Here is a 17,602-nt window from a genome sequence, read left to right as displayed (position 1 = left end):
CCGGCCTAAGGGCCGGGGATTCCCGCCTGCCCCCACCGGATGGGTGGGGGTTTCGGGTGGGTTCCTGTTTCGCTGCGCGGTGCAGGGACGGGTCCCGGTCTTACCTGCGCTCCGCAGGCTGACACCGCCAGTCCGGCGGCCTTGGCGACGTTGACCGCCGCGTTGATGTCCCGGTCCAGGACCACCCCGCACGCCCCGCATGTCCACACGCGGACGTGCAGGGGCTTGGGGCCGTCCTTGACGCCGCAGGCAGAGCACACCTGGGAGGTCGGCTCGAACCGGCCGATGCGCACGAGGGTGCGGCCGTACCGGGCGGCCTTGTACTGGAGCATGGTCACGAATGCCGACCATCCGGCGTCGTGGACGGATTTAGCCAGGCGCGTGCGGGCAAGTCCCTTTACCACCAGGTCTTCCACGGCGATCGCTTGGTTTTCGCGGATCAGCCTTGTGGAGAGTTGGTGGTGGAACTCGTGGCGTGCGTCGGCGACTCGGGCGTGCGCGCGGGCGACCTTGACTCTGGCCTTGTCTCGGTTGTTGGAGCCCTTCTGTTTGCGGGACAGCTCCCGCTGTGTCTTCTTCAGTCGCTTCTCGGCCCGGCGTAAAAAGCGTGGGCTGTCGATCTTCCGGCCGTCAGAGAGGACCGCGAAGTGCCCCAGCCCAAGGTCGATGCCGATTCCGGGCGTCGTCTTTGGCAGTACTTCTTGCGGACCGGTCTCGACGATGAAGGATGCGAAGTACCGGCCCGCACTGTCCTTGATCACCGTCACTGTGGACGGGGTGGAGGGCAGTGCACGCGACCAGCGCACGGGAACGTCGCCGGCCTTCGGCAGGCGCAGCTTCCCGCCGGGCGTGATGGACCAGCGGGCGTTCGCGGTGAAGCGGATCGCCTGCCGGGTGTCCTTGCGGGACTTGTACCGGGGTGCGCCCATGCGCGGGCGCTTGCCCTTGAGACCCTCGAAGAAGTTGCGGTACGCGGTGTCCAGATCACGCAGGGACTGCTGGAGGATCACCGCCGACACCTCACCGAGCCAGGCCCGTTGCGGGGTCTTCTTCGAGGCCGTCAGGTTCTTGGACAGCTCCGCCGAGGTGACGAACGGCAGCCCCGCCGTGCGGGCCTCCTCGCGGATGCGTAACGCATCGTTGAAGACCACCCGTGCGCACCCGAACGCCCTCGCCAACGCCATGCGCTGGCCGGTGCTCGGGTACAGACGGAAGCTGTACCGAAGCTGCACGCCCATCACGGTACACACTTCGTTTATCAGGTTTATGGGTGTCGATGAGAACGTTCGGGGCTCCGCTGCGGTCGAGCAGAGGCCAGTCGTGGAGCCGGTCGGGCCAGTAACGGGCCTTGAGGCAGTAAGGGTCCTCGCAGCGCCAGTGATGGCGCAGGATCTTCTTGTGGGCCGGGTGGTGGTCCAGGTGCCGTTCGAACTTGAGGGCCTTGACCTCCAGCGTCCGTGAGACGTCCTGCGTAGAGATGGGTCGAATGCTGCTCGGCACCAGGCGGATGGTGCCGTTGTCCGTGTTCCACCTCAGGAACCAGTCCGGCGGTCGCGGGTCCTGGACACCTCAGGACCCGCGACGGTCCCCGAAACCCCAGGACCCGCGACGGTCCCGGACCGGCACCCGCACCGACCGCGCCCGCCCCGTGGCCGCGGGTCAGAGCAGGCTGTTCCAGTACGGCCAGAAGCGGGTCAGGACGAGGAGGGCGATCACTCCGTACCAGGCGCAGAGCAGCATCCAGTGGGTGTCCCGCACCACCGCCAGGACGCCGCGCGGCGCGGGCAGGAATCCCCGTTCCAGGCAGTGCACGGTGACGTACCAGAACAGCGCGATGGTGGAGATCCACACCCCGGCGCAGTAGGGGCAGATCTTGTCGAGTTCGTAGAGCGACTGCACCATCAGCCAGTGGACGAACACCACCCCCACCAGCGCTCCGGCGTCCAGTGCGAGCCAGAGTCCGGTGCAGCCGGGCGCCGGTGAGGACGGCGAGGCCGAGGGCGGCCACGGCCGCGAACGCGCCCAGCCCGAGAAGCATGTTGGGGAAGCCGAACACGCTGCCCTGCGCGCTGGACATGACGCTTCCGCAGCTCACGACCGGGCTGATGTTGCACGGCGGCTGATACGTGGGATCGCGCAGCAGACGCCAGTCGTCCACGGTCAGCTGGAAGGAGGCGAGCCAGCCGGCGATGCCGGTGAGGAGCAACACCACTCCGGTCAGCAGGAGGTCGAGGGCGAGCAGGAGTGGGGCGCCGGCGCGTTCGTAGGTGGCGACGAGAGCTGCCCGGAAGTCGACGCGGGTGCGGATGCCGGAGACGGAAGGGGCCCGCAGCGCGGCGAGGATGCTGCGGTACTCGGAGCGGGTGGCCCGCCATACCTTCAGCACGTCGCGTTCGTCCTCGATCGCGGCGCCGCAGGCCCGGACGAAGGCAACCACGATGTGCTCCTGGGGCGCAGCGTGCGGGCCGACCGCGCTTGAGGGTGCTTGCGGAGACGGCGTCGGTGTCCTCTCTGGTGCTGTCCGGCACCGCTGTTCGCCGACTGCTCTATGCCGGGTGCGGTCCGCAGGCGTCCGCGTATTCGTTCTCCTGTGCGGTCGCGCCGCCTTGGTCACGGCATCTCCACCGGTGTTCCATGACTTCCACAGGAGCGTCACCGGTCTCAGTGGTGCGCTCAATTCGGCCTGTGGGGGGCACAGTTGAATACCGCACACCGTCCCGGACGTCTCGCGGCCACGCTGCTCGCCGCCGCGCTTGCCGGGGCCGGCCTGACCGTCGCCGCCGCGCCCGCGGCCCATGCGGCGGCCTCCGAGGCCGTGGCCAAGCTGCCGATCGCCTCGTACTCGGCGCTGGCGGTGGACTCCGCGCACCAGCGGGTCTACGTCGCCGACAGCAACCTCGGCAGTCAATACAACCCCGGCCTGATCGCCGTCTACGACTTCCAGGGCAAGCAGATCACCACGATCAGCACCACCCGGCACGTCTCCGGCCTGGCGCTGAACGCCGACGGCTCCACGCTCTACGTCGGCGGACGCGATGTGGTCTGGCGCTACGACACCAGCACCTACACCCCGAGCGGCAACTACGTCTCCACCGACACCTGTGGCCGTAGCCTCGCCTTCTCCGGCGGCGCGCTGTACTACACGTCGCCGTACTCGGAGTACATCGCGCAGTGCGACACCGCGCTGACCTACCTGGACTCCTACGCGCCGGTCACCAACATCACGACGCGCACCAACTGGCAGGACCACGGCACGCTCCAGCTCGAGGCCGGTCCCGGCGACCGGATGCTGATGGGCCAGCCACTCAACTCGTCCGCCGCCGACCCGTTCCTGGCGGTGTACGACACGGGCGGCGGCAGCCTCGTACGCAATGCGGCCCGCCGCTTCGCCGACGCCGACGGCAAGGGCGCCCTGAACCTGAAGGACATGGCGTTATCCGCGGACGGCAGCAAGGTCGCCGTGGCCGACGCGAACGCCGGGACCCTGCTGCTGAACACCACCGACCTGTCCGACGCGGCGGACGGCTACCAGGCCCTGCCCGCCGGGGCCTCGGCAAGCGCGGTCGCCTTCGGCGGTGACGGCAAGTACCTCGCGCGCGGCGCCTCGGCCGACGGCTCCACGCCGGACCTGCTGGTGCAGCCCGCCGATCCAGCCGACTCCACCGCCCCGCTGGAGTTCGCCTTCGAGGGCAGCCTCGACGGCGACCGGGTCGCGCCGCGCGGCCTGGAGTGGGCGGCGGACGGTTCCCGGCTGTTCGCGGTGACCACGAACGCGGCCGGCAACCAGTACTGGCTGCACATCATCCAGCCCCCGGCCGTCCAGTACGACGCCCGCTTCACCGGCGCCCTCACCCACAGTCCCGCCCAGGCCGTCGTCGGCGAGGCGCTCGCCGTGCGCGGCAAGCTGGAGCAGGACGGACCGGAGCCCGCCGAGAGCCTGAAGATCAGGGCGACCCGCACCGACGCGGACGGCACCCACGACCTGGGCACCTTCACGGTCAAGGGTGACGGCACGTTCTCGGTCCTCGACGAGCCCGACCTGGTGGGCGACGCCACCTACCGGATCTCCTTCCTCGGCGACCTGACCCACCGTCCCGCCGAGGACGTCACCACCACGGTGTCCGTCGGCAAGGCCCCCACCTCGATCGCGCTCACCGCGCCCGAGGAGGTACCGATCGGCTCGGGCGTGGAGATCGCCGGCACGTTCACCGCGCAGGGCAAGGCCCTGCCGGAGCGTGCGGTCCTCGCTGTCGAGCGGTCCGACCGGCTCGGTACCGGCACGCTGTCGTCGGTGACCGTGGCCGCCGACGGCACCTTCACGATCAACGACATCCCGCGCACCCGACGCAAGGTGACCTATACGGTCAGCTGGCCCGGCGACGACCTGCACGGCGCGTCGACCGCCTCGGCGACGGTGCTCGTCACGCGCTGACCGCCGGGTCGTCCGAAGCCGCCGACGCCCGCGAAGGGGTACTCGCTGAGGCCGAACTGCCGGCGGAAGGTGCCGGAGACCTTCACCTGGGACCAGTACCGGTCGCCGACCTTCTCCACGGACCGGTCGCTCTGGTTGACCTGGGCGGCGTTGATGAACTCCAGGCGCCAGGTGGCGTCCAGGCCGGCACTGGGGCACACGCTCCACAGCCAGAAGTCGGCGTTGATGGTCCGCGGTGAGACGTCCAGGCCGTAGAGGTCGGTGACGTAGACGCCGACCTGGCAGGTCGGCGCCGCCGGGGCCGCGGGCGCTGCCGGGGCGGCACGAGTGGCGGCTGCCGGCGCCGCAGGCGCCGTCATCGCCGGGTCGGCGGCGAACAGCACGGTGTACAGCGGGAGCGTGACCGCCCTCCGGCATGCCCGGCGTCGCGGGTCTTCCTTCGCCGAGGCGCCGGGGGAGCGGTGGCCGGGACGGGAGTGGTCGGGCGTCACCATGCAGGGGACCGTACCTGCGCGAGCGGATCTTGCTTCGGGCTGCCACACCCTGCCCGCTGCGTTTTCATCACGCAGTGGTGTGGCAGGCGGCGCACCCCCCGGCGCGGCGGCAAGGGCGCGGGGCGGCGCCGAACTCCTCTTCCAGGTCCTGACCGAACGCGAGGAGAAGAACAGCGTGGCCATCGCTTCCAACGAATCCTTCTCCGGTTGGACCAAGGCCTTCACCGGCCCCCGCCTCCGCGCTGCCATCGTTGACCGCCTCACCTTCGGCGGCAATGTCATCGAGACCGGCACCGACTCCTACCGCCTCGCGACCGAGCCGAAACCGCAGAGTTGATCAACGCCCACGAAGATCTTGGAAGAGCCGAATGTCTTGCATTCCCCCTTCCTGAACTTGCCCCCTTCACCAGATCAGGCACCAGTAGTTCCCCTCGTTGCCGATACCGATCCGGTCCACGTGGGGGACGAGGCCGGGGTCCGGCGGGCCTGCCGAGGCCAGGGAACATGCGGGGTCGCCGACGGTTTCGGCCAGGGCCATGCGCTGTGCGGCGGCGACAGCGGTAGGGGACGTGTACCAGATGGTGGTGACCGGCCCGCTGCTTTCAGGGTGAGGCGTTGATGTCGACGGGCTGGGGAGTGGAGCCGAGGCGGTCGACGTCGGTCGCGTCATGGTCTCGGAGGGCCGCAGCACCGGCTGAGGACGTGTGGGTGGAGGGGACGTGTGTGTCGGCGGCGGTGGCTGGGTGGTATGCGGGCCGACCGCCGGCGGGTGGGTTGTCGGACGGTTCGTGGAGGGCACCGGCCTGGGGGAGTGGGATGTTGTGGTCGCGGTGGGTTCGGGTGTCGAAGGCGCTGAGGTGGAGGTGTGCGGCTCGGGTGTTTCCGACGGTCCCGCTCTTGACGGGGGTGTGCTCGGAGCCGTCGCCGCTGAGTCGGGTGTGTTCCCCTCCGATTCCAGCAACAGCCACGTTCCGGTGCCGCCGAGAACGAGAACGGCGGCGCCGCCCGCTATCCACGAGGCCCGCCGCGAGGGGCGTCGGTGACGGCTCATGGTTTCACTGTCGCATTGCCGCGGTGATCCCGCAGTGGTAAGGGGTCGGAGGCTCGACCGTGCTCTCCTGCGCGGGCCGAAGACGATCATGCCTGCAGGGCCCATGAGGCTGCGTTCCGCTCTGTCCTCGGCCTGCCGCGAGGAGCTGATCGCGCGCAACGTCGCCGAGCTCGTCGAGCCGCCCCGCACGGACAACCGGGAGCTGAAGCCCTGGACGCTGGACGAGACGCTCGACTTCCTCGCGGCATCCCGTCGAGATCCGCTCTACGCGGCCTTCGTGCTCGCCATCGCCATGGGGCTCCGTCGGGGCGAGATCATCGGCCTTCGACGGTCGGACCTCGACCTGGACAACCGGGTCCTTTGCGTCCGCCCGCCAGGTCGAACCGCGGAACGTCTACTGCTCCTTCACCCGTGTCGCCGAGTCCGCCGGCCTTCGCGTGATCCGGTTGCACGACGCTCGGCACGGCGCGGTCACCCTGCTCACGGCGGTCGGAGTCGCGCCCCGCGTCGTGATGGAGATCTTGGGGTACTTGCAGATCAGCATCATCATGGACGTGTACACGCACGTCGTACAGGACATGCGACGCGAGGCCATGAGCCGCATGGACCGGCTGCTCAGGAAGCGCCCCGGTCGTCAGTGACCGTGCGCGTTGATGTCGAAACTGGATGTCAAAGGCCCCAGATCATGATCGGTCCGGGGGCCTTTGGCCTTGTGCCCCCGGCAGGATTCGAACCTGCGACACCCGCTTGAGGAGCGAGGTGAGGCGGTCTGTGACGTGACCTGCGGATTCCCAGCCTTGGATGGAGCGGGTGCACGTACTCCGGTGCACCGCGATTCCCGTCGCGCCCTTCTTCCGGGACAGCCACGAGGACGTGCGCGAAGCCGCCGTCATCGCCGCGCTCATCCTTGCCGAACACCCCGCGCTCGCCGAGCACCGCGATCACCTCGCCGTACACGCGCGCCGCGTCCTGGACACCAGCGGCAGCGACCCCAACCGCCGTGTCGCGTGGAGGGCCCTCGAAGCGTGGGGCCACGATCCGACCGGCCCGGAGCCTCTTTCGGGGGAGGCCGAGGACCGGGGGTCGGGGGCCGCACAGCGACGGCCGCGGCGATCTCGAACCTCCCTTCTGACCGATCCGGCTGTACAGCGGAGAAGTGCACAACCCCCGGCAACCGGCAGTACCCCGCGCCGGCACCCATGGGCTTCTCGGCAGCCTGCCGAAGCCGAGCCCGGGATGCCCTCGGCTTCCCGAGTCCCTTGCGCGACAGGCCGTCCTGCAATCAACGGATGTCCATGGAAGAGCCTGAGGTCGTCTGGGTCCTGGAGGGGTACGGCAAGGCGGACGACACCTTGCGCACGGAGCACTCCATCAGCCGCGTGCAGATGCTCCAGTTGCAAGAAGCGATCACTCCGGATGCGGACGACCCCTGGATGCTCCACTCGTACCGCGTGCCCGTCGATCAGTGGCCGACGGTGGAGGCGGTTCTCCGATGCGGGCCGCCTGACCCGGAACTCGACTGCCTGACGGGCGCGCACGCGGCCATGTGAGCAGTGCTGCGCCACGGCCGCAGGACGCAGTGACTTCTCAGGCCGAAGGCTCACCGTCGACTTCAGCGATGGCTCACTGGACCAGTTCGATGTGCTGGTGCTCCGGGACGCCGGGCAGGCGTGGAGCTGCAAGTCGTAGGCGTCGGCGATGGTGAGGAGGGTGAAGTTCGCGGGCGGGGTGCCGAGGGGGAGCGGAGTCGGGTTCGTCCGTTTCTTCTCGGGCATCCAGCTCTTGCTGCCGGAGTCTCATTCCGAGCTCGCGACGGTGAGGAGCGGGGTCGACCAGGTGCTCGCCCTCGCCGAGGCCGGCCAGGGGTCGCTGGCGGGCAAGATGGTGATCGGCTGTCCCGACGCGGTCGACTACGCCTCGGGCCTGCTCGAACCGTCCACCGGATCGGCGGTGCGGCACATCGCCGAGCTGGTCTGCGACCTCGGCGGCACGCCCACCGTGATGGGCGGACTGGAGCACGCCCGGCAGCTCGAGGGCGTGGCGGCCTTCGTCATGCGGCTGGTCGCGGCGGGCCACGACCCCGTCACCGCCGTGCCCGTCGTCGACCGGACACAGGACTGACGAGGGGGAACCGCGCACGGCTGCCGGGGCCCCGGCCAGGACCGGGGCCCCGGCAGCGGATCACAGCAGGCTGTTCCAGTACGGCCAGAAGCGGGTCAGGACGAGGAGGGCGATCACTCCGTACCAGGCGCCGAGCAGTATCCAGTGCGTGTCCCTGACGACGGCCAGGACGGAGCGTGGAGCGGGGAGGATCCGGCGTTCCAGGCAGTGGACCGTGACGTACCAGAACAGGGCGATGGTGGAGATCCACACGCCGACGCAGTAGGGGCAGATCTTGTCGAGTTCGTAGAGCGACTGGAAGATCAGCCAGTGCGCGAACACCATCCCGGACAGCGTCCCGGCCTCCAGCGCGAGCCAGAGGGTCCGGTGAAGCCGGGCGCCGGTGAGGACGGCGAGGCCGAGGACGGCCACGGCTGCGAACGCGCCCAGCCCGAGAAGCATGTTGGGGAAGCCGAACACGCTGCCCTGCGCGCTGGACATGACGCTTCCGCAGCTCACGACCGGGCTGATGTTGCACGGCGGCTGGTACGTGGGGTCGCGCAGCGACCGCCAGTCGTCCACGGTCAGCTGGAAGGAGGCGAGCCAGCCGGCGACGCCGGTGAGGAGCATCACCGCTCCGGTCCGTCGGACGGACCCCTGCGACCGGGCGGCCGCGGGGGTCGTGGCGTTCTCCGAGAGGGTGGGGCCGTGGCTCACCGGGTCCGCCCGAAGTGCGGGGCCTGCCGGGTCCGGTCCGTCGTGGCCCTCGGGGCCGGCGCCGGCGTGGCCCGTCGGCGGTAGACGAGGTACGGCCGGGCGAGATACCCCACCGGCGCGCTCCACACGTGCACGAGCCGGGTGAACGGCCAGGCGGCGAAGAGCAGACAGGCGGTCAGGGCGTGCAGCTGGAACAGCAGCGGTGCCCCGGAGATCGCCTCCGGGCGCGGCTGGAGGGCGAACAGGCCGCGGAACCACACGGAGATGGTGGAGCGGTAGTCGTAGCCGGGGCCGAGGACGTTGTGGACCGTCGTGGCGGACAGCCCCAGCAGGACGGTCGCGGACAGCAGCGGGAACAGGACCTTGTCGCTGCGGTCGGTGCCCAGCCGGATCGGCCGGGTCAGCAGCCTTCGGGCGCACAGCATGCCGAGCCCCGTGACCATCGCGACGCCCGCCACCGAGCCCGCCCAGACGGCCGTGGTGTGGTAGGAGTGTTCGGAGATTCCCGCGGCCTTCGTCCACGAGTCGGGGACGGCGAGTCCCACGACATGTCCGCCGATCACCATGAACGCTCCGACATGGAACAGCGGACCGGCCCAGCGCAGCCAGCGGTGCTCGAAGAGCTGGCTCGTGCGCGAGGTCCAGCCGAACTGGTCCTGCCGGTAACGCCAGACGTGCCCGACCACGAACACCGCCAGGCAGGTGTACGGGACGGCGACCCACAGGAGCAGATCGGCGCCGCTCGCGGAGGCGGCCGCGACCGGGAGGAGCGGGGCGTTCATCGGGGGCCTTCCGTGCGGCTGGTCGGGTGGGTCGGTATCCGGGTCGGCGGTGCGGGCGGCGGCGGAACGAACGCGCCCGGAGGGGCGAACTCCCCCTGGCCGTAGGTCCCGTACGGGTCGAGCCCGACGTCCTCGTTCGGCGGGCCCTCGGCGATCAGTTGGTCCACCGCGGCCCGGTCCGCCTCGGTGGGCGGCGGGAGCAGGGTGAGCAGCGCCCCCAGCACATGCCGGTACGGCGAGTCGGCGTCGGTCAGCGCCCGGTGGATCAGCTCCAGTCCGCGCCGGTGCTGACGCAGCGGAGCCTCGCCCGCGCCCGGGCCGCAGAGAGCGGCGAACTCCAGGACGACCGGGAGGTGGTCGGGCAGTTCGCCCCCGTCGGTGTCCCAGCCGGCGGCCCGGTACCGCTGACCGAGGGTGAGCAGCGCCATCCCGCGGCGGCGGGTGTCGCCGTGCAGGTAGTAGGTGAGGTAGAGGCCGCTCCGCCGGCGCAGGTCGAACATCTCGACGTAGTGGCGTTCCAGCGCGTCCGGCTCCTGTGCGGTGAGCCAGCCCGTGAACGCGGTGAGTTCCTCGGTGGCGGGCGAGGGCGGCAGCGTTGCGACGGTAGTCGTCAAAGCCGGGTGGGCGGCGGTCAGTTCGGCGTCCGGGTACTGGAGGAGGAGCGAGCACAGCCGCAGTGTCAGCGCCCGGGCCCCGGCCTCCTCGGGAGTGAGCCGGGCCGGGCGGCGCACGGCCGCCCGGACGCGGGTGCGGATCAGGGAGGGAATGCTCGCGGAGCCGGGGGTCGCCCGGACGGAGTGCGGGGAAGGACTCACGGCCGGTCTCCGGTCTTCTTGCGGCGCAGGGTGGGGATCCCGAGCATCACCCGTCCGCCGGCGGAGTCGTCGGGGCCGCCGGACGATTCGACCGGGCAGCGGTTCTCCACGGCGGTGAGGGCCGCCGCGTCCTCCTTGTGCGCGGCCGGTACGACATAGCGGTCGGCGTACTTCGCCACGGCCAGCAGCCGGTGCAGGTCCTCCGCCTCCCGGGCGGTGAGGCCGACGGCCTTGAGCACCGTCTCGTCGCCCTCCTCGCCCAGCGTGCGTTCGCGCATGAAGGACCGCAGGGCGGTGAGTTTCATCAGCACTCCGCCGACCACGTCCGTGTCGCCCGCGGTGAACAGCTCCGCCAGGTACTCCAGCGGGATCCGCAGCCGGGTGACGGCGGCGAAGACATGGTCGGGGTCGTCCTGGTTCCCGCCCGCCGCGTCCACGGCGTCCAGCACGGGCGACAGCGGGGGCACGTACCAGACCATCGGCAGGGTGCGGTACTCCGGGTGCAGCGGCAGCGCCACCTTGTAGCGCATGACCAGGTCGTACACCGGGGAGCGGCGGGCGGCGTCCAGCCAGTCCTCCGGGATGCCCGACTCCCGCGCCGCCGCGATGACATCGGGGTCGTGCGGGTCGAGGAAGACCCCGCGCTGCGCGTCCAGGAGGTCCTTCTCGTCCGGTGCGGCCGCCGCCTCGCCGACCCGGTCGGCGTCGTAGAGGAGCAGTCCGAGGTAGCGCAGTCGGCCGACACAGGTCTCGGAGCACACGGTGGGCTGTCCGGCCTCGATGCGCGGGAAGCAGAAGGTGCACTTCTCCGCCTTGCCGGTGGCGTGGTTGACGTACACCTTCTTGTACGGGCACGCCGTCACGCACATCCGCCAGCCGCGGCAGCGGTCCTGGTCGACCAGGACGATGCCGTCCTCGACCCGCTTGTACATCGCGCCGGACGGACAGGCCGACACACAGGCCGGGTTGAGGCAGTGCTCGCACAGGCGGGGCAGGTGGAAGAGGAAGGTCTGCTCGAACTCGAACTTCACCTTCTCGGCCCATGCGCCGCTGAGGTTGGGGTCGGCGCCGGCGTTCTCGCCCGCGCCGCCGAGGCCGTCCTCCCAGTTGGCGCCCCAGGTGATGGCGGTGGGTCTGCCGGTGAGGACCGAACGGGGGCGGGCCACCGGGAAGTCGGGGCCCGCGGGGGCGCTGACCAGGTTGTCGTAGTCGTAGGTGACCGGCTCGTAGTAGTCCTCGATGGACGGCAGGTCGGGGTTGGAGAACAGCGACAGCAGGCGCTTGACGCGGCCGCCGGAGCGCAGGACGAGGCGTCCGCGCTTGTCGAGCATCCAGCCGCCCTTCCAGTGCTCCTGGTCCTCGTAGCGGCGCGGGTAGCCGACGCCGGGCTTGGTCTCGACGTTGTTGAACCAGGCGTACTCGACGCCGGTGCGGTTGGTCCAGGTCTGCTTGCAGGTGACCGAACAGGTGTGACAGCCGATGCACTTGTCGAGGTTCATCACCATCGCGACCTGAGCCATCACGCGTCCGACGGTGGCTTCGCCACGGGCCATGTCAGTACTCCACATCCTGCGAGCGGCGGCGGATGACCGTGACCTCGTCGCGCTGGTTGCCGGTCGGGCCGTAGTAGTTGAAGGCGTAGGTGAACTGGGCGTAGCCGCCCGCGAGATGGGTGGGCTTGATCAGCAGCCGGGTCAGCGAGTTGTGGATGCCGCCGCGCTTGCCGCTGACCTCGGTCTTCGGCACGTTCACGTTGCGGTCCTGGGCGTGGTACATGTACACCGTGCCCTCGGGCATGCGGTGGCTGACCACGGCGCGGGCGGCGACGACCCCGTTGCGGTTGTACGCCTCGATCCACTCGTTGTCCTTCACGCCGATCTTCTCGGCGTCGGCGGTGGACATCCAGATGACCGGGCCGCCGCGGGACAGTGCCAGCATGTGCGCGTTGTCCTGGTAGTTGGAGTGGATGGACCACTTCGAGTGCGGGGTCAGATAGCGGACCGTGACCTCCGCCCGGCCCTGCTCGTGCAGTTGATCGTCCCCGTAGTGCCGGGGCGTGTTCAACGGTGGCCGGTAGACGGGGAGTTGCTCGCCGAACTCGGCCATCCAGTCGTGCTGGACGAAGAAGTGCTGGCGTCCGGTGAGGGTGTGCCAGGGCTTCTTGTGCTCGGTGTTGATGACGAACGCCGAGTAGCGCCGTCCACCGGTCTCGCTGCCCGACCACTCGTAGGACGTCATCACGGAGCGGGGCTGGGTGCGGGTGTCGGCGAACGTGATGCGCTCGCCCTCCCGTTCGGCGGCGAGTTCCACGAGGCCCTTGCTGCCGGTGCGCCGCTCCAGTTCACGGAAACCCTCGGTGGCGAGGCGCCCGTTGGTGGTGCCGGACAGCGCGAGGATCGCCTCGCACATGTCGGAGGCCGTGGCGAGCGACGGGCGCCCGGCGGCCACCCCGTCGCGGACGGTTCCGCAGCGGTGGCGCAGTTCCTCGATCTCCCGGTCCGGGTGGACCGTGACGCCCTTGGTGGTGGTGCCCAGGGTGTCCAGGAGCGGGCCGACGGCACGCATCTTCTGCGCCACCGCCGCGTAGTCCCGCTCGATGACGACGAGTCTGGGCATGGTCCGGCCGGGGACCGGCTCGCACTCGCCGGCCTTCCAGTCCCGCACCACCCCGCCGGGCTGGGCGAGTTCGTCGGGGGTGTCGTGCAGCAGCGGTACGGCCAGGACGTCGGTGCGGGTGCCCAGGTGCTCGGCGGCGAGTTCGCTGAACCGGTCGGCGATGGTCAGGAACGTGTCGTAGTCGGTGCGGGCCTGCCAGGGCGGGGCGATGGCCGGGGTGAAGGCGTGCACGAAGGGGTGCATGTCCGTGCTGGACAGGTCGTCCTTCTCGTACCAGGTGGCGGCCGGCAGGACGACGTCGGAGAGCAGACTGGTCGAGGTCATCCGGAAGTCCATGGTGACCAGCAGGTCGAGCTTGCCCTCGGGGGCCTCCTCGCGCCACACCACCTCCTGCGGCCGTGACTCGGGCGGGGTCTCCTCGGAGCGGACCGCCGCGTCGGTGCCCAGCAGATGGCGCAGGAAGTACTCGTTGCCCTTGCCGGAGGAGCCCAGCAGGTTGGCCCGCCAGACGGTCAGCACCCGGGGGAAGTTGGCCGGGTCGTCGGGGTCCTCGGCGGCGAACCGCAGCCGCCCCGACGTGAGTTCGTCCACGATGTGCTCGGCGACCGGGCGGCCGGCCGCGGCCGCCTCGTCGGTGAGGTCGAGCGGGTTGCGGTTGAAGCCGGGGTGGCCGGGGGTCCAGCCCATGCGGATCGCCTGGGCCAGACAGTCCGCGGTGGACCTGCCCGCGAAGCGGCCCTCGCCCAGCGGCGACGCCAGCTCGTCCGGTCCGATGGCCTCGTAGCGCCACTGGTCGGTGTTCAGGTACCAGTACGAGGTGCCCGCCATGTGCCGGGTGGGCCGCTGCCAGTCGAAGGCGAACGACAGGTGCTGCTGCCCGGTGACCGGGCGGACCTTCTCCTGGCCCACGTAGTGGGCCCAGCCGCCGCCGTTGACGCCCTGGCACCCGGTCATGGTCGTCAGCGCCAGGAAGGCCCGGTAGATGGTGTCGGAGTGGAACCAGTGGTTGGTGCCCGCGCCCATCGCGATCATCGAACGGCCCTGGGTGCGCTCGGCGTTGCGGGCGAACTCCCGGGCGATCCGGGCCGCCTGCCCGGCCGGGACCGAGGTGATCGTCTCCTGCCAGGCCGGCGTGTACGGCTCCGAGGCGTCCTCGTACGAAGCGGGCCAGGTGCCCGGCAGTCCCGGCCGGGTCACGCCGTACTGGGCCAGCATCAGATCGAACACCGTGGTCACGAGCCGCCCGCCGATCCGGCGGACCGGGACCCCGCGCACCATCGTCGCCCCTCCCTCGCCGGCCCCCTCGTCGAACCGGGGCAGCACGACTTCGACCGTGTCCTCGGCCCGCTCCAGCAGGCTCAACTCGGGTACGACGTGACCCAGTTCGAGGTTCCAGCGGCCCTGCCCGGTCTCTCCCCACCGGAAGCCGAGCGAGCCGTTCGGCACGACGGGCCCACCCGTCGCGCTGTCCACGAGAACGGTCTTGGACCCCGCGTTCTCCGTGTCCCCCTCCTCGCCCCCGAGGTCGGCGGCGGTCAGGAACCCGTCCGGGACCAGCCCCAGCGCGTGCTCGCGCAGGGTCACCAGGAACGGAGCGTCCGTGAACGTCCTCAAGTACTGCCGGAAGTACGGCACTTCGCGGTCGACCAGGAACTCGCGCAGGATCACGTGGCCCATGGCCATCGCCAGCGCCCCGTCCGTCCCGGGATGCGGGGAGAGCCATTCGTCGGCGTGCTTGACGTTGTCGGCGTAGTCGGGGCTGACCGCGACGACCTTGGTGCCGTTGTAGCGCGTCTCGGTCAGGAAGTGCGCGTCGGGGGTGCGGGTCACGGGGATGTTGGATCCCCACATCACCAGGTAACCGGCGTTCCACCAGTCGGCCGCCTCGGGGACGTCGGTCTGGTCGCCGAACACCTGCGGAGAGGCGACCGGCAGGTCGGCGTACCAGTCGTAGAACGACAGCAGCGTGCCGCCGATCAGCGACATGAACCGGGTGCCCGCGGCGAACGACGCCATCGACATCGCCGGGATCGGCGAGAACCCCGCCACCCGGTCCGGACCGTACGCCTTGACGGTGTGCACATGGGCGGCGGCGACCAGCTCGCTCACCTCGTCCCAACTCGCGCGCACCAGACCGCCCTTGCCGCGGGCTCGCTTGTACGCCCGCGCCTTCGCCGGATCGGAGGTGATCTCCGCCCAGGCCGCGACCGGATCGCCCAGCCGCTTTCGGGCCTCGCGCCACAGCTTCAGCAGCGTGCCCCGCACATACGGGTAGCGGACCCGGCTGGGGGAGTACGTGTACCAGGAGAACGACGCCCCGCGCGGGCAGCCGCGCGGCTCGTACTCGGGGCAGTCGGTGCCGATCGACGGGTAGTCGGTGGCCTGGTGCTCCCAGGTGATGATGCCGTCCTTGACGTACACCATCCACGAACAGGAACCGGTGCAGTTGACACCGTGGGTGGACCGTACGACCTTGTCGTGCGCCCACCGGTCGCGGTAGAAGCCCTCCCACTTCGGGTCGCTCTCGCCGAACACGGCACGGCCGTCGGCCGACACCTCGCGGCGGGTGAGCAGCCGCCGGGCGGCCAGCGGCCAGTCCTCGCCGAGCGACGCCCGCCGCCGTACGTTCTGATCGTTCTCCATGGCGCTGACGCTAGGCGCCGCAGATCTCGGCGTACCTGGTCCGGCGGTCCCTGCCGGACCGCCTTCCGGCCCCCTTCGAACGGCTGTATCGGGGCCGAACGGCCCCTGTTCCGGACCCGGTCGGCCGACGGGTGGGACGCGGCCCCGGTTGCATGCTGGCCTCGGCCGAACCGTTCGAGAGGACCGTCGGCCGACACGCCGGCCACCGCCACCGGCGGAGACCCGTTCCAGCGCCCCGATATCCAAGCCTTCGCATGACCCGAACCGCAGGACCACCAGAAGATCGCCTGATGCCCTGACGGACGGCCCCGAGGGGTCAGCCCCGCAACGCGGCAGCGACGAGTGCGGGCAGTTTTGTCAGGCTCGGCGCCGCCGTGAAGCGAGTGAGGTGCTTCACCGTTTTCAGTGCATTGCGGTGGGTGACGAAATACGGGGGCCGCAGGGACAGCGACGGATCTCCCGTGACGAGTCCCCGCAGGGCTGGTGTGAAGGGGGCGCGCAGCACGGTCTTCTGGATGTCTTCGAGCATGAACGCGTTGTGCACGAAGCCGATGCCGCTTCCGATGTCCTGGCGGGTGTGGGCGGGATAGGCGCCCCAAGGGGTGAAGCCGATCAGGAAGCCGACGCCCGACCAGCAGTTGACGCCCACTGTGCCGTAGCACAGATCGGCGACGGCGGTACGCACGGCCTCCGTGTCGGCCTTCTCGGTTCTCGGGTGGACGATCAGGGTTGCGCCGAGGGTGCCGGGCAGGGTCTCGTTGGCGAAGTCGACGGCGTGGTGGAGGAATCCGGCCGGAGCCGTACCGGGCAGGCGTACCACGCCCAGGGCGCTGCCGAAGACTTCGTCGGTGACCAGGAGGCTGTTGTGGTCGGTGATGTCGGGTACGAGCAGCCGACAGCCGTCGGCGAGGGCCTCCGCCGTGGGGTGGGCCGCCTGTACGGAGGTGAGACGGTCTGCGGCGCCGGGGTAGTAGTCGACCCGCGCGGGCAGTTCGCTCAGCACGTGCCGGATCTCGTCGAGCAGCCGTTCGGTACCGTCCCACTCGCGCGGCAGGACGAGGATCTGGCTGGCGATGCAGTTGTGGCCGGAGTTGTTCATCTTGCTGGTGACGATGTGCTCGGCCTGGAACCGGAAGTCGGCACCGGTCCACGGGCCCGGCGCCACGATGCAGGGGCTGACCCCGCCCAGTTCGCTACTGAAGGGCTTGGTGAGCAGCGGGAGGTCGTCACGGCGGCGTTGCTCGGCGTTCTCGTCGCAGCCCCAGACGATGGCGTCGTGGGTGCGGTCGCTGCCGGTGACGTGAGTGGCGTCGACGCCTTGGTGGCGTGACAGGTAACTGCCCTCGGCCGCATCGCCGTCGACGAAGCGCAGCCAGCCTCGTTCGACGAAGTCCGCGAAGATGTAGTCGAAGTGGGGGCGTACATATGCGTTGACCGGGTTCATCTTGGCGATGACGACCTGACCCTCGGCATAGAGCTTGTGCAGGATGTCGAGTGCGGCGATGGCTGCGACGTTTCCGGCACCGAGCACCAAGGCGAGGGCGGGAGCCGCCTGCCTGCCCCGGTACTCACCCGCGGCGTTCGCCAGCGTCTGCTGTGCCGTGACGCCGGGCGCATCCACACCTGGGCCGTGAATCCGTTGAGCAGCAGAGGGTCCCAGCCGGTGGCCGGGAAGACGTCCACGCGGGTGAGGCCGTGCTCCTCGCGGACCGCCTTGTCATCGAGCGGATCCTTGCCCGCGGCAATCCGCCGAAGGACATGGAGAAACGCCGCGGTGTTCTGGGCCAGAGCCCAGGGTCCGCCGATCCAGTCCTCGGCCGCCCAGGGGGAGTCCGGTCCGTATCCCTTCGCCCGTGCCCCCGCCGCGGCCATCTCGGACGCACGCGAGGTGATGCGTGATCGCAACTGCTCCAGAAGGGCGATGCGTTCGCTGAGCGGCGTGGTGGACCACG

12 protein-coding genes and 3 pseudogenes are annotated in these 17,602 nt (G+C 70.2%); 5 read left to right on the top strand and 10 right to left on the bottom strand.

The features are described 5' to 3' along the window. Positions 1 to 5: 5 nt before the first annotated feature. Both ACH4S8_RS06275 and ACH4S8_RS06270 read right to left on the bottom strand, forming a co-directional pair. Positions 6 to 1,232, bottom strand: coding sequence for an RNA-guided endonuclease InsQ/TnpB family protein (locus ACH4S8_RS06275; RefSeq protein ID WP_398391411.1), 1,227 nt, complete (start codon positions 1,230 to 1,232; stop codon positions 6 to 8). Positions 1,233 to 1,659: 427 nt separating this feature from the next. Next, positions 1,660 to 2,797, bottom strand: a pseudogene (locus ACH4S8_RS06270) (vitamin K epoxide reductase family protein). Here ACH4S8_RS06270 and ACH4S8_RS06265 point away from each other — a divergent pair. Continuing rightward, positions 2,699 to 4,432 (top strand): Ig-like domain repeat protein, encoded by a 1,734-nt coding sequence (locus tag ACH4S8_RS06265; protein ID WP_398391409.1) that lies wholly within the window; start codon positions 2,699 to 2,701, stop codon positions 4,430 to 4,432. The pseudogene ACH4S8_RS06270 and the gene ACH4S8_RS06265 overlap by 99 nt on opposite strands. Here the strand turns inward: ACH4S8_RS06265 and ACH4S8_RS06260 are convergent. Then, on the bottom strand, positions 4,357 to 4,926 hold the full coding sequence (locus ACH4S8_RS06260) for a hypothetical protein (protein WP_398391408.1): 570 nt from the start codon (positions 4,924 to 4,926) through the stop codon (positions 4,357 to 4,359). The two genes, ACH4S8_RS06265 and ACH4S8_RS06260, sit on opposite strands and share 76 nt — an antisense overlap. 118 nt (positions 4,927 to 5,044) lie before the next feature. Here ACH4S8_RS06260 and ACH4S8_RS06255 point away from each other — a divergent pair. Then, positions 5,045 to 5,263 (top strand): annotated as a pseudogene (locus ACH4S8_RS06255) (ATP-binding protein); the annotation flags it as partial. A gap of 66 nt (positions 5,264 to 5,329) precedes the next feature. On the opposite strand, the gene ACH4S8_RS06250 reads toward ACH4S8_RS06255, so the two are convergent. Beyond that, entirely contained in the window at positions 5,330 to 5,464 is a 135-nt protein-coding gene (locus ACH4S8_RS06250; RefSeq protein ID WP_376453458.1) for a hypothetical protein, read from the bottom strand. A 622-nt stretch (positions 5,465 to 6,086) separates the two neighbouring features. Between ACH4S8_RS06250 and ACH4S8_RS06245 the strand changes: the two are divergent. From ACH4S8_RS06245 to ACH4S8_RS06235, 3 genes and pseudogenes are all read left to right on the top strand, one after another. Continuing rightward, a pseudogene (locus ACH4S8_RS06245) lies at positions 6,087 to 6,618 on the top strand (tyrosine-type recombinase/integrase); the annotation flags it as partial. 654 nt (positions 6,619 to 7,272) lie between these two features. Continuing rightward, positions 7,273 to 7,527 (top strand): hypothetical protein, encoded by a 255-nt coding sequence (locus ACH4S8_RS06240; RefSeq protein WP_398391406.1) that lies wholly within the window; start codon positions 7,273 to 7,275, stop codon positions 7,525 to 7,527. Between the two features lie 148 nt (positions 7,528 to 7,675). Further along, positions 7,676 to 8,098 (top strand): hypothetical protein, encoded by a 423-nt coding sequence (locus tag ACH4S8_RS06235; protein WP_398391404.1) that lies wholly within the window; start codon positions 7,676 to 7,678, stop codon positions 8,096 to 8,098. Between the two features lie 60 nt (positions 8,099 to 8,158). On the opposite strand, the gene ACH4S8_RS06230 is transcribed toward ACH4S8_RS06235, so the two are convergent. The 6 genes from ACH4S8_RS06230 to ACH4S8_RS06205 all read right to left on the bottom strand — a co-directional run bounded on the left by ACH4S8_RS06230 (position 8,159) and on the right by ACH4S8_RS06205 (position 17,271). After that, a complete protein-coding gene (locus ACH4S8_RS06230) occupies positions 8,159 to 8,794 on the bottom strand; it encodes a vitamin K epoxide reductase family protein (RefSeq protein WP_398391402.1) in 636 nt (211 codons plus the stop codon). Beyond that, entirely contained in the window at positions 8,791 to 9,576 is a 786-nt protein-coding gene (gene narI / locus ACH4S8_RS06225; RefSeq protein ID WP_398391400.1) for a respiratory nitrate reductase subunit gamma, read from the bottom strand. Before narI ends, ACH4S8_RS06230 begins: the two co-directional genes overlap by 4 nt. Continuing rightward, positions 9,573 to 10,391, bottom strand: coding sequence for a nitrate reductase molybdenum cofactor assembly chaperone (gene narJ, locus ACH4S8_RS06220; RefSeq protein ID WP_398391398.1), 819 nt, complete (start codon positions 10,389 to 10,391; stop codon positions 9,573 to 9,575). Before narJ ends, narI begins: the two co-directional genes overlap by 4 nt. Then, positions 10,388 to 11,944: a nitrate reductase subunit beta gene (gene narH / locus ACH4S8_RS06215; RefSeq protein WP_398391397.1), complete on the bottom strand. Its 1,557-nt coding sequence runs from the start codon at positions 11,942 to 11,944 to the stop codon at positions 10,388 to 10,390. The genes narJ and narH overlap by 4 nt, the downstream gene beginning before the upstream one ends. A gap of 1 nt (position 11,945) precedes the next feature. Beyond that, on the bottom strand, positions 11,946 to 15,650 hold the full coding sequence (locus tag ACH4S8_RS06210) for a nitrate reductase subunit alpha (protein ID WP_398391395.1): 3,705 nt from the start codon (positions 15,648 to 15,650) through the stop codon (positions 11,946 to 11,948). 316 nt (positions 15,651 to 15,966) lie between these two features. After that, on the bottom strand, positions 15,967 to 17,271 hold the full coding sequence (locus ACH4S8_RS06205) for an aldehyde dehydrogenase family protein (protein WP_398391394.1): 1,305 nt from the start codon (positions 17,269 to 17,271) through the stop codon (positions 15,967 to 15,969). Between the last annotated feature and the right edge of the window lie 331 nt (positions 17,272 to 17,602).

The sequence above is a fragment of the Streptomyces sp. NPDC021080 genome (assembly GCF_044333225.1).
Lineage (GTDB): Bacteria > Actinomycetota > Actinomycetes > Streptomycetales > Streptomycetaceae > Streptomyces.
This window is presented reverse-complemented; position numbering and strand designations above follow the sequence as displayed.

Bases quoted from the DNA above. Each gene is read 5' to 3' on its own strand.
- ACH4S8_RS06260 (WP_398391408.1), bottom strand. From the start codon at position 4,926: ATGGTGACGCCCGACCACTCCCGTCCCGGCCACCGCTCCCCCGGCGCC.
- ACH4S8_RS06250 (WP_376453458.1), bottom strand. From the start codon at position 5,464: ATGGCCCTGGCCGAAACCGTCGGCGACCCCGCATGTTCCCTGGCCTCG.
- ACH4S8_RS06240 (WP_398391406.1), top strand. From the start codon at position 7,273: ATGGAAGAGCCTGAGGTCGTCTGGGTCCTGGAGGGGTACGGCAAGGCG.
- ACH4S8_RS06235 (WP_398391404.1), top strand. From the start codon at position 7,676: ATGGTGAGGAGGGTGAAGTTCGCGGGCGGGGTGCCGAGGGGGAGCGGA.
- narI (WP_398391400.1), bottom strand. From the start codon at position 9,576: ATGAACGCCCCGCTCCTCCCGGTCGCGGCCGCCTCCGCGAGCGGCGCC.
- narH (WP_398391397.1), bottom strand. From the start codon at position 11,944: ATGGCCCGTGGCGAAGCCACCGTCGGACGCGTGATGGCTCAGGTCGCG.
- ACH4S8_RS06210 (WP_398391395.1), bottom strand. From the start codon at position 15,650: ATGGAGAACGATCAGAACGTACGGCGGCGGGCGTCGCTCGGCGAGGAC.